Genomic DNA, 9,875 nt, shown 5'->3' with positions numbered 1-9,875 from the left:
CCGTCCTTCTTGCCAACGACCGAACCGGCCTGGACCATGAAGTTCTGGCCCACGCCGAGGCTGCCGAACAGTGGGCTTCCCGTGGCGTGCAGCGGCAGCATCGCACGGCACCCGGCCGGGCGCGGTCTTCCCGGCGGCGGCCAGGCGGGGACTGCCCGGCCCGGCCGCAACACCAGGGCACATCCGCACGGCGGAACAAGTGCCGGGAAACTGGCGCTCCTGGCTGCTTTCGTTATCTTCGCCGTGTACGTCCTGCCGTACTGGACCCGCTAGGTGGGTTGCCCTTCCCGCCCTCCGCCGCGGCGGGGAGCAGCCGGTGGCGGCCGGCGTCCCGGATGGTCGCGGTGATCCGGTGCAACCTCGCCGAGTCGAGCGTCCAGGACTGCCAGTAGAGGGGTACGTCCTCGTGGGCGTCCTCTTCAAGCAGGACAAGTGACCCCTCGGCCAGCTCACTGCCGAGCTGCAGTTCGGGAATCATGCCCCAGCCCAGCCCGGCCTTAATGGCGGCGAGAAAGCCCTCGGACGAAGGGACGGTGTGCGTCGGCGGCGGGTGTTCCACGCCCTTGGCCGCCAGCAGCTGGCGCTGGAGGTTGTCCTTGGCATTGAACTTCAGCACCGGAATGTTTGCCCAGTCCACACCGTTGGAGCCGGCAAGCTGTTGGTGCAGTCCGGCGGCGGCCACGGGGATGTACCGCATGTGGCCCAGCAGCTCCACCCGGCAGCCGTTGACCGGGACGGGATCGGAGGTTACGGCGCCCATGACATCACCCTGGCGCAGGAGCTGGCTGCTGAACCCCTGGTCTTCGACGTGCAGGTCGAGCGTGGTGTCCTGCCAGCCAGCGGCCTCGTGCAGGACCGGAACGAACCAGGTGGCCAGCGAGTCCGCGTTGACGGCGACCGGCAGTTGGGCGCGGGTAGCAACGCCGTTGCCGAGGGCTGCCGAAGCCTCTGCTTCCAGGACCTGCACCTGGCGCGCCATCCGAAGCAGCACCATCCCGGCGTCGGTGGCAGTGCAGGGCACCCGGCGGCGCACCAGCACCTGGCCTGTCGAGGCCTCCAGCGCTTTGATGCGCTGGCTGACGGCCGACGGGGTGAGCCGCAGGAGGTCTGCCGCAGCTTCGAAGGTGCCTTCGTCGATGACAGCGGTGAGGGCGCGCAAGTGTTCGAAGTTCATGAAGTAATTCTAATGGTCACTAAAAATCTATTGTTTGTCTTCATCTGGGAATGTCCGTACCGTCGACACATGTGGACGACAGGAATCAGCGGGATGCTGACCGGCTTGGCGCTGATCGTAGCGATCGGCGCCCAGAACGCCTTCGTCCTGCGCCAGGGCATCCGCCGGGAACACATCGGCGCCGTGGTGGCCGTGTGCATGGCGGGCGACGCCGCCCTCATCCTTGGCGGCACTGCCGGGATCGGCGCCCTGGTCAGGCGGTTCCCCGAAGCGCTGGAGGTGCTGCGCTGGGGCGGCGCCGCGTACTTGGTGTGGTTCGCGTTCCGCTCCTTTGCCGCTGCATTGAAGCCCTCCGGCCTCCACGAGGAGCCGCCACGGTCAAAGGGATCCGTGGTGGCCACAGCGGTGGCGCTGACCTTCCTGAACCCTCACGTGTACCTCGACACCGTGGTGCTGGTGGGCAGCCTTGCAAACCAGCAGGGACCGGACCTGCGGTGGGTCTATGCCGGCGGGGCAGTAGCGGGCAGTGTCCTGTGGTTCTCGGCGCTGGGCTACGGCGCCCGCGCGCTCGCGGGTGTCCTGGGCAGCCCCCGGACTTGGCGGGCGGTGGACGTGGTGATCGGTATCGTCATGCTTGCCCTGGCGGTGAAACTCGTCCTGCAGTGACGGTTCCGGGAAGCCGGGCAGGCGATAGGCTGGAACCAAAATCCCAGGGGGAAAACCATGACTGACCAGCCTTCCCAGCGCCCCGATTCCCGGTGGCCCCACTCCTCGCAGAACCCGGCCTCCCAGCCCGGCGTGCCGCCGTCGGACGCGGAAACCCCATCCGGCTACGAGCCGCCCCGCTTCGTGCCGCCTTACGGCTCCGACGCGCCGTCCCAGCCGGCCTACGGCCAGGGGCCGTACGCCCAGGGCAACCAGTACGGCGGACAATACGGCGGAAGCCAGTACGGCGGGGGCCAGTATGCGCCGGGAGCTGCACCTTACTCCCAGCCGGCAAGCCCCTACGGGCAGCCTTCCTATTACGGCGTGCCTGCCGAGCCCAAGACGCTGAGCATCGCCAGCATGGTGTGCGGCATCGCGTCCGTGATCATGGGGTGGCTGCTGCTCCCGCAGATTGCGGCGATCGTGACCGGGCACATGGCGCTCAAGCGAGAGCCGTCCGGCAGGGGCATGTCCATCACGGGGCTGGTCCTGGGCTACCTGTGCCTGCTTGGCTACGGTGCGTTCTGGCTGCTGCTCATCATCGGGCTTGCCTACGCCGGCTCCAGTGGATCGTATACCTACTAAATCCCGGGTTTACTGGAGGTTGGCTGCGCCGTCTACCTTCGCTGGGCGGTCCTTGCGCGGCGGGCGTTGGCGCGGAGCTGAAGGATGCGGGCGCCGCCGGCAGCGGCCACCAGGACCCCGCCGGTAACGCTGGCGATAAACAATGCCATGCCCAGCGGGAGGGTACCTTCGAAGCCAAGGAACCGGACCAGCACCAGGTCCTGGTTCTGGAGGATGAAGATGATGAGCAGGATCAGCAGGACCAGCGCCGCCACCACGGCCGCCCAGACGACGCCGGCGCGCGTCACCCGCGGTTCTGCCGCCGCGGGCTGCGAGGGTGCAGGGCCAGAGGGCGCAGGACTGGTGGGCGCCGGGCCTGTCTGCCCCTGGTTTGGCGCTGCGGTCCCGCCGGCGCGTTCAGCCTGGTAATTCCCGTCGGGCCCCGGCTCGGGCTGGTCTCCGGTCCCCGGTGTGTACTGTCCAGCACTCATTACCGTCCCCTTCCGTAATCATAAGCATGCTTACCATGACACCTTAGCCGGAGGGTTTCTGCCGGCACAACACCGCTACGTTCCGGCGATGCGCTCAGCGTGCTCGCGTTCCGCCGCCGTCAGTTCGCCTGGTCCAGCTCCCACCAGGGTCCACCGGGAGAGTCTTCCGTCCGGGCCGGCCATGGATCCGCGGGTGAGTGCCGCTTCAATCCGACGGCGGACTTCGCCTTCCTGGCCAGTGTCCGCTGCGAAGATGGTCCGCAGCATCAACCTGTCAGCGTCCCGCTCGGCTGACGTGTGGTGGGCTGCGAGCGGGCAGGGTGGAGGGTGCTCCCAGCTTCCGCACAAAGCCTCGGTGACTGCTGCCCCCGGCCCCGCGGGATCGGCGTCGGGGCCAATTCGGAGGGCTGCCGCGTGCACGAACTGTCCCTGCATGCGTCCATTCTCCTGTGTACCGGCCAGTCTCTTGCGCGCGTGCCGGCTAAAGGAGCGCCTTCCACCACAGAAGGGCCTCCGGCGGAGGCCCTTCTGTGGTCAGCGGCGCGTCACACCCGTTCCCTGCTCCGTTCAGCGGAGGGGGTGCGGGGAGTCGGCGTCCTGCGCCAGTTCGGGAAAGCCCAGAACGTGTAGTCCTGCGCCTTGATCCGCGGCTCCGGGGTTTCCGCCGGAGTGTCCTGCTTGGCTTCAGGCCGGCGGTTGGTTTCCTTGTTGTGTTCCCACCCGAAGTCCTTGTTGTATCCGTAGCACATCACAGACCTCCTTATAGTGACTGCCCTTTAATCGTCCTCCTGATAGGCGGGGGAGTCGATACGCTGCCGGGAACATTCGCCGTCTATAAAACGCGGACTGTCAGGAGGAAGCGCCGGCCACCGACTCGGCCTCCTGCGGGCCGTGGAATTCGCACGGCCCCTGATGGCGGAGCGGCAGGAGGCAGGTCCTGCCGGTCGGAAGATGCACCAGGGCGCAGCGGCCCGTCATGGCAAGGTCTTCCCGGACCGTGGCATTGCTCATGTCCGGCCGGGAGTTTCCGAAGGAGTCGGCTGTGCCGGTGGCGGGGGCGGGGTGTTCAGCGTTCATTGCGGGCAACTCCTCGTCGAGCATTGGCCAGGTGGAGGACGCAAAAGGTTTGACGCCCTTATGAGTCTGTACCTGCCGGGTAACGGAATGGTTAAAGCTGCGTTAGGTGCAGGTCAACAACCCGATGGCTAGAAGCCCAGCTGGCGCGCCACCTGCAGGAGCAGCAGCTCGGAACCCTGAGGGCCCACCAGCTGGATCCCCATTGGAAGGCCCTGGCCGGGGGCCGCGCCCGTCCAATGCACCGGGACGGTAATGGCCGGCAGCCCGCATACATTGACCATTGACGACCAGGGTGCGAATTCACACTGGCGCCGGTAGTCGCCGTCGGCGTCCCCCGGCCACTGGGCGGCAGGCCAGCGGTCACCGCCATGTGCCGTCCCGGTGAACCAGCCCACGGGACGCGGGGTCTGGGCCAACGCCGGCATCAGCATCAGGTCCCACTGCGCGTACTGCGTGATCGTGTCCTGCTGGAACTTCCGCAGGAACGCGAGTGCTTCGGCAAGCTTGGCCGGGCTGCGCTGCTGGGCCCGGCGGCGGAAGGTGTGTGTCAGCGGGGCCAGCAGGGCTTCGCGCTGCGGGCTGATCCGGGCCGTGCCCACTCCTGCGGTCCAGGCGGTGGTGAAGGCCTCCGGGTAGCGGTTGTCATATCGGACGGCGGCGTCGGCAACAACATGTCCGGCGTGGGCCAGGAGCTTTTCCCCGGCCTCAAGCGCGTCCAATGCTTCCCGCTCCGGCGTGAACGGGTACGTGCCGGACCAGGGGCTATCCAGGGTGACGCCGATCCGCAGCCGTGGCGGCTCCTGCCCGATCGCCTGCAGATACCCGCCGCCGGGCACCATGGCATCCAGCAACAGCGCTGCGTCCGCGGCGCTTCTGGCGAGGGGCCCTGGCACCACCAGCCGTGCAGGATCACCCTGGCTTTGCCCGGCGGGCACCAGGCCCCTGCCCGCTTTCAGTCCCACCAGTCCACAGGCGGCCGCAGGGATGCGGACGGAACCACCGCCGTCGGTCGCCGGAGCGAAGGGGAGCAAGCCTGCCGCCACGGCGGCGGCGCTGCCGCCCGAGGACCCGCCGGAGCTCCTGCTGGGAGCGTGGGGATTGCGCGACGGCGGCGCGATCCGGTTTTCGCTGTAGGCCGTCAGTCCGAACTCGGGAACCTGCGTCTTTCCCAGGCACACCACGCCGGATTCCTTCATCAGCGCCACCAGGGGCGCGTCCGCCGGCGCGGGCTTGTGCTCCAGGGCGGCGCTTCCGTGGGTGGTGACGACGCCCGCAACATCGGTGAGGTCCTTGAAGGCCAGCGGCATGCCATGCAGGACGGGCAGTTCCTCCCGTGCCGCGCCGGAACGCCGGGCATCCGCGGCACGCGCTTCCGCCATTGCCCGCTCCGCCGTGACGGTGATGAAGGCACCCAGCAGGGGGTTGCGCTGTTCTATCCGTGCCAGGAAATGGGCGGCAACGTCTGCTGCCGGAACGTCTCCACTTTGCAGGCTGTGGCGCAATTCGACGGCGGACAGTTCGTGGAGCTCAGCCACCGTGCCTGGGCCCGGTTCGCTGGTTGGTGGTGCCGGTCCCGAAGGCTGTGGAGCCGGCCGTGATGTTGGGCTGGTCTGCGGGCACGCGTCCTCCTTTGGATTCCCTAGAAGAGTAACTTGCCCGGTCCACCGGGCCCGGCGGCGGCCAAAGCACTAGGCTTTAAGCTGACTCCGATCCGCCACGACAGGACTTGCCATGAGTGATTTCGATACCGTTCCCGTCCACGACATCCCCGACGGCGCCGTGGTGCTGGATGTCCGGGAGGACTATGAATGGGTGGCTGGGCACGCCGAGGGGGCTGTCCACATCCCCATGGACCAGATCCCCGCCCGGCTCGACGAACTCGACCCGGACGAGGACCTCTACATCATCTGCCGCACAGGAGGCCGCTCGTTCCGGGTGGCCCAATGGCTCACCGGCCAGGGCTACACCGCCATCAACGTGGCCGGCGGCATGGACCAGTGGCTGGAGCTCGGAAAACCCCTGGTATCGGACAACGGGCTCAAGCCGATCGTCCTCTGATGCCCGCATCAGCCGCCACCTACGCCTTCCTCGGTCCCGAGGGAACCTTCACCGAGGCCGCCCTGTTGCAGGTTCCGGATGCCGCGGCGGCCACCCGGATCCCGGCGTCGAGCGTTAACGCTGCGCTGGACCTGGTCCGCGAAGGATCCGCCGGCGCCGCCATGGTTCCCATCGAGAACTCGGTGGAAGGGGGCGTGACGGCCACCTTGGACGCCATCGCCGGCGGCACCGAACTGCGGATCATCAGGGAGGTCCTGGTGCCCATCAGCTTCGTCCTGGTGGCCCGGCCCGGTGTCCGGCTGGAGGACGTGCGGCGTGTATCTACCCACGGACATGCGTGGGCACAGTGCCGGCTGTGGATGGACAGGCACCTTCCGGCAGCGGAATACGTGCCCGGATCCTCAACCGCTGCTGCAGCAATGGGCCTGCTGGCCGAAGAGTGCCATTACGACGCCGCGATCTGCGCGCCACTCGTGGCCAGGGAACGGCGGGGGCTGTCCGTGCTGGCCGAGAACATCGGGGACAACCCGGGGGCCGTGACCCGCTTCGTGCTGGTCAGCCGGCCCGGCCTGCTCCCGGACCGGACGGGTGCTGACAAAACCACTGTGGTTGTTCCCCTTCCCGAAGACCGCCCGGGTGCCCTGATGGAGATCCTGGACCAGTTCGCGAGCCGCGGCGTGAACCTCAGCAGGATTGAGTCCCGCCCCACCGGGCAGTACCTGGGGCACTACTTCTTCAGCATCGACGCCGACGGCCACGTTGGTGACGCCCGGGTTGCGGATGCCCTCGCCGGCCTGCACCGGATCAGCCCCAATACCCGGTTCCTCGGCTCCTATCCGCGGGCCGACGGGCAGGAAACCGCAGAGGAAGCCCACACCTCCGATGCCGCGTTCGCTGCGGCGCAGGCATGGGTGGGGTCCCTCCTTGAGCCGTTGTCAGACGCGGCGGAAAACGCTTCCGCCGCTTCGCCCACAGCGTAGGCAATTGGCGTTCCGGGTACTTCCCGGGGCTGTGGACAGTGCGTATGCTTACTTGATCCACAGGGATGGCCCCTAATGAAGGGAGCGGGTCATGACTACCAGCAGCACCGAAAACGATGGCCAGGGAATGATCGTCAATCCCCGGCCCACCGCCGATAACCAGGACTGGGACGGTGACGATGCAGACCGTGCTGACCGCCTGCGCTTCGAAGAGGAACAGGCCATGATCCGCGAGCAGTCCGAAGCGCGTGCCGCAGCAAAGGCCGCCGCCGAAGCCGCGAGGGACTCAAGCGACTAGGGCTGAAGCCAGCCGTTTCCGCCATCTGGACAATCCAACACAAAACGTATCCGTCGCCCAGGCACCCGAACGGCCCTGCCGCCGTCGTCCTATATTTGGCCTTTGACCCTGATCAGCAGCGACCGTGGATCCACCTGCACGGTGAGCCGCGTGGCCTCACCCGACGTGTCACCGTCGAGCTGGGTGGGCATGGGCTCGGGGCAATCGATGACCACCCGTCCGGAGCGGTAGACCGTCATGATCGGTAGCTTTCCGCTGTGCTTGAACATGATCTTCATATACATCAGCAGCCAGCCGAGGGCACTGCGCGGGCTCATCACCACCACGTCCAGCATGCCGTCGTCAATCATGGCCTGCGGGATGAAATCGATGCCGCCCGGCACCAGGCCGCAGTTGGCAAAGAGCACGCTGCGGATGTTCCGGACCTGTTCCGGGCCGCCGTCCAGCGAAATGGAGACCTTCTTCCGCCGGCCGGGAAGGTGCCGCATCCCGGCCTCCGTGTAGGCCAGCCAGCCCACGGCTTTTTTCAGCCCGTCATTCGTGTCGGCAAGGACCTCGGCGTCCATGCCGAGGCCGGCGATGACCAGGAAGACGTGCTCGGAGGAGTGCCCGGTGCGGGAATTGACGATTCCCATCCGGGCCGTGTCGATGAAGCGTTGCCGGCCGAAAAGCGCAGTCTGGACGTTGCCCTGCAGATCATTGATGTCCAGCTCCACGTTGCGTGCCAGCAGGTTTCCCGTTCCGAGCGGAACGATGCCCATCGCCACGCCGGTATGCGCCAGGGACTCGGCCACTACCCGGACCGTGCCGTCCCCGCCGCCCACCAGGACGACGTCGGGCTTGGCCGCCAGGGCGGCCCGCGTCTGGGAATAGCCGGGATCGTCCACGGTGGTCTCGAAAAAGGCCGGCTCCTCCCAGCCCGCGCTGAGGCAGGCGCGCCGAATGGCGTAGATCGCCTCGTCGGCCCGCGTCTTGATGGGGTTCAGGATCACGGCAACCCGCTGCTGGGTGAGCCCGGATTCGTGCGCGTCTTCACCCATCACGCTGCGCACGTGGAGGGCCTTGAGCTTGCGCACGCCCCACCAGCTGGAAATGGCGAAGGCAAGCGCCACCCCGATCAGTAGGTAGAGAATCCAGTCGCTCATGGTGGTTCAACAGTAGCCCGGCGGAAGGTGGCCCGGTCCGGCGCGCTCCGTAACCGCCCGACGTCGTGCATTCTTTTGGATACCCTTGGATGGTGATCGACGTAAAAGACCTCAGCGAAAACCCGGACAAGTTCCGTGCCAGCCAGCGCGCCCGCGGCGCGGACGAATCGGTGGTGGACGCGATCATCGCCGCGGATTCCGCCCGCCGGGCAGCGCTGATCCGCTTCGAAAACCTGCGCGCCGAGCAGAACGCCTTCGGCAAGAAGGTGGCCCAGGCCAAGGGCGAGGAGAAGCAGGCCCTGCTGGCCGAGGTCAAGGAACTGGCTAATTCGGTCAAGGCGGCCTCCGCCGAAGCCGATGCCGCGCAGACCAAGCAGGAGGAACTCCTGCGCACCATCCCAAACCTCATCGAGGACGGCGTTCCCGAGGGCGGCGAGGACGACTACGTGGTGGTCAAGACCGTCGGCACGCCGCGCGAATTCCCCGACTTTGAGCCGCGCGACCACCTGGAGATCGGCGAGCTGATCGGTGCCATCGACATGGAGCGCGGCGCCAAGGTGTCCGGCGCACGCTTCTACTTCCTCCGCGGCGTGGGCGCCAGGCTGGAGATGGCGCTGCTTCAGATGGCCATGGACCAGGCCATCGAGAACGGCTTCATTCCGATGATCACCCCCACCCTGGTGCGCCCCGAAACCATGCAGGGCACCGGCTTCGATGTGAAGCACGACGCTGAGATCTACCGCCTCGCCGAAGACGACCTTTACCTGGTGGGCACCTCGGAGGTTTCCCTGGCCGGCTACCATGCCGACGAGATCCTGGACTTCTCGGCGGGCCCAATCCGCTACGCCGGCCAGAGTTCCTGCTACCGGCGCGAGGCGGGGTCCCACGGCAAGGACACCCGGGGCATCATCCGCGTGCACCAGTTCAACAAGGTGGAGATGTTCATCTACACCACGGTGGAGGAAGCCGCCGCCGAACACCAGCGGCTGCTGGCATGGGAAGAGGAAATGCTGGCCAAGTGCGAGCTGCCGTACCGGGTCATTGACACCGCCGCCGGCGACCTTGGCACCTCCGCCGCCCGCAAGTTCGACTGCGAAGCCTGGGTCCCCACCCAGGGCGCCTACCGCGAGCTGACCTCTACCTCCAACTGCACCACGTTCCAGGCGCGCCGCCTGAACATCCGCGAGCGGGCGGTAAATCCGGATGGTGTAACCAAGGGCACCCGGGCAGTGGCCACGCTCAACGGCACCCTGGCCACCACCCGCTGGATTGTGGCGCTGCTGGAGCACCACCAGAACGCGGACGGCTCCGTGAACGTCCCCAAGGCAATGCAGAAGTACCTGGGCGGCCTCGAGGTGCTGCCGGTCCTGTAGGCCTCCGCGT

Annotated in this window: 13 protein-coding genes and 1 pseudogene; 7 read left to right on the top strand and 7 right to left on the bottom strand. The window is 67.2% G+C overall.

Translation table 11 applies throughout. The features are described from left to right. Nucleotides 1–273 (top strand): annotated as a pseudogene (locus AC5RT3_RS12475) (hypothetical protein); the annotation flags it as partial. Here the strand turns inward: AC5RT3_RS12475 and AC5RT3_RS12470 are convergent. Next, complete coding sequence (locus AC5RT3_RS12470) at nucleotides 233–1,174, bottom strand: LysR family transcriptional regulator ArgP (RefSeq protein WP_494124316.1); 942 nt, start codon at nucleotides 1,172–1,174, stop codon at nucleotides 233–235. The pseudogene AC5RT3_RS12475 and the gene AC5RT3_RS12470 overlap by 41 nt on opposite strands. Before the next feature lie 69 nt (nucleotides 1,175–1,243). On the opposite strand from AC5RT3_RS12470, the gene AC5RT3_RS12465 reads away from it, so the two are divergent. Together AC5RT3_RS12465 and AC5RT3_RS12460 are read left to right on the top strand one after the other, a co-directional pair. Further along, nucleotides 1,244–1,840, top strand: a complete 597-nt coding sequence (locus AC5RT3_RS12465; RefSeq protein ID WP_494011909.1) for a LysE/ArgO family amino acid transporter — start codon at nucleotides 1,244–1,246, stop codon at nucleotides 1,838–1,840. A 57-nt stretch (nucleotides 1,841–1,897) separates the two neighbouring features. Next, on the top strand, nucleotides 1,898–2,464 hold the full coding sequence (locus AC5RT3_RS12460) for a DUF4190 domain-containing protein (protein ID WP_494052529.1): 567 nt from the start codon (nucleotides 1,898–1,900) through the stop codon (nucleotides 2,462–2,464). Nucleotides 2,465–2,496: 32 nt separating this feature from the next. Here the strand turns inward: AC5RT3_RS12460 and AC5RT3_RS12455 are convergent, their stop codons facing one another. From AC5RT3_RS12455 to AC5RT3_RS12435, 5 genes are all read right to left on the bottom strand, one after another. Continuing rightward, complete coding sequence (locus AC5RT3_RS12455) at nucleotides 2,497–2,934, bottom strand: lipopolysaccharide assembly protein LapA domain-containing protein (RefSeq protein ID WP_494052530.1); 438 nt, start codon at nucleotides 2,932–2,934, stop codon at nucleotides 2,497–2,499. 75 nt (nucleotides 2,935–3,009) lie between these two features. Next, nucleotides 3,010–3,369: a hypothetical protein gene (locus AC5RT3_RS12450; RefSeq protein WP_494052531.1), complete on the bottom strand. Its 360-nt coding sequence runs from the start codon at nucleotides 3,367–3,369 to the stop codon at nucleotides 3,010–3,012. 110 nt (nucleotides 3,370–3,479) lie between these two features. Further along, on the bottom strand, nucleotides 3,480–3,683 hold the full coding sequence (locus tag AC5RT3_RS12445) for a hypothetical protein (RefSeq protein ID WP_494124315.1): 204 nt from the start codon (nucleotides 3,681–3,683) through the stop codon (nucleotides 3,480–3,482). 100 nt (nucleotides 3,684–3,783) lie between these two features. After that, on the bottom strand, nucleotides 3,784–4,011 hold the full coding sequence (locus tag AC5RT3_RS12440; protein ID WP_494052532.1) for a hypothetical protein: 228 nt from the start codon (nucleotides 4,009–4,011) through the stop codon (nucleotides 3,784–3,786). Nucleotides 4,012–4,139: 128 nt separating this feature from the next. After that, nucleotides 4,140–5,546, bottom strand: coding sequence for an amidase (locus AC5RT3_RS12435; RefSeq protein WP_494124314.1), 1,407 nt, complete (start codon nucleotides 5,544–5,546; stop codon nucleotides 4,140–4,142). A gap of 196 nt (nucleotides 5,547–5,742) precedes the next feature. Here AC5RT3_RS12435 and AC5RT3_RS12430 point away from each other — a divergent pair, with 196 nt between their 5' ends. The 3 genes from AC5RT3_RS12430 (at nucleotide 5,743) to AC5RT3_RS12420 (ending at nucleotide 7,347) form a co-directional block, all read left to right on the top strand. Beyond that, complete coding sequence (locus tag AC5RT3_RS12430) at nucleotides 5,743–6,069, top strand: rhodanese-like domain-containing protein (protein ID WP_407710365.1); 327 nt, start codon at nucleotides 5,743–5,745, stop codon at nucleotides 6,067–6,069. After that, entirely contained in the window at nucleotides 6,069–7,049 is a 981-nt protein-coding gene (pheA, locus tag AC5RT3_RS12425) for a prephenate dehydratase (RefSeq protein ID WP_494124313.1), read from the top strand. The genes AC5RT3_RS12430 and pheA overlap by 1 nt, the downstream gene beginning before the upstream one ends. Before the next feature lie 91 nt (nucleotides 7,050–7,140). Continuing rightward, nucleotides 7,141–7,347, top strand: coding sequence for a hypothetical protein (locus tag AC5RT3_RS12420; RefSeq protein WP_494052535.1), 207 nt, complete (start codon nucleotides 7,141–7,143; stop codon nucleotides 7,345–7,347). 89 nt (nucleotides 7,348–7,436) lie between these two features. Here AC5RT3_RS12420 and AC5RT3_RS12415 read toward each other — a convergent pair whose 3' ends face one another. After that, a complete protein-coding gene (locus AC5RT3_RS12415; protein WP_494052536.1) occupies nucleotides 7,437–8,492 on the bottom strand; it encodes a diacylglycerol/lipid kinase family protein in 1,056 nt (351 codons plus the stop codon). A gap of 92 nt (nucleotides 8,493–8,584) precedes the next feature. Between AC5RT3_RS12415 and serS the strand changes: the two genes are divergently transcribed. Then, a complete protein-coding gene (gene serS, locus AC5RT3_RS12410) occupies nucleotides 8,585–9,865 on the top strand; it encodes a serine--tRNA ligase (protein WP_494124321.1) in 1,281 nt (426 codons plus the stop codon). The last annotated feature ends 10 nt before the right edge of the window (nucleotides 9,866–9,875 follow it).

It is taken from the genome of Arthrobacter sp. Y3221159, assembly GCF_059089885.1.
The sequence above is the reverse complement of the archived record's forward strand: the minus strand, read 5'-3'. Positions and strand labels throughout refer to the sequence as shown.

What these genes read in the sequence shown, in the direction of transcription:
- AC5RT3_RS12415 (WP_494052536.1), bottom strand. Translation starts at nt 8,492, where the DNA reads ATGAGCGACTGGATTCTCTACCTACTGATCGGGGTGGCGCTTGCCTTC.
- AC5RT3_RS12465 (WP_494011909.1), top strand. Translation starts at nt 1,244, where the DNA reads ATGTGGACGACAGGAATCAGCGGGATGCTGACCGGCTTGGCGCTGATC.
- AC5RT3_RS12450 (WP_494052531.1), bottom strand. Translation starts at nt 3,369, where the DNA reads ATGCAGGGACAGTTCGTGCACGCGGCAGCCCTCCGAATTGGCCCCGAC.
- AC5RT3_RS12430 (WP_407710365.1), top strand. Translation starts at nt 5,743, where the DNA reads ATGAGTGATTTCGATACCGTTCCCGTCCACGACATCCCCGACGGCGCC.
- AC5RT3_RS12440 (WP_494052532.1), bottom strand. Translation starts at nt 4,011, where the DNA reads ATGAACGCTGAACACCCCGCCCCCGCCACCGGCACAGCCGACTCCTTC.
- AC5RT3_RS12460 (WP_494052529.1), top strand. Translation starts at nt 1,898, where the DNA reads ATGACTGACCAGCCTTCCCAGCGCCCCGATTCCCGGTGGCCCCACTCC.
- pheA (WP_494124313.1), top strand. Translation starts at nt 6,069, where the DNA reads ATGCCCGCATCAGCCGCCACCTACGCCTTCCTCGGTCCCGAGGGAACC.
- AC5RT3_RS12470 (WP_494124316.1), bottom strand. Translation starts at nt 1,174, where the DNA reads ATGAACTTCGAACACTTGCGCGCCCTCACCGCTGTCATCGACGAAGGC.
- AC5RT3_RS12455 (WP_494052530.1), bottom strand. Translation starts at nt 2,934, where the DNA reads ATGAGTGCTGGACAGTACACACCGGGGACCGGAGACCAGCCCGAGCCG.
- AC5RT3_RS12420 (WP_494052535.1), top strand. Translation starts at nt 7,141, where the DNA reads ATGACTACCAGCAGCACCGAAAACGATGGCCAGGGAATGATCGTCAAT.
- AC5RT3_RS12445 (WP_494124315.1), bottom strand. Translation starts at nt 3,683, where the DNA reads ATGTGCTACGGATACAACAAGGACTTCGGGTGGGAACACAACAAGGAA.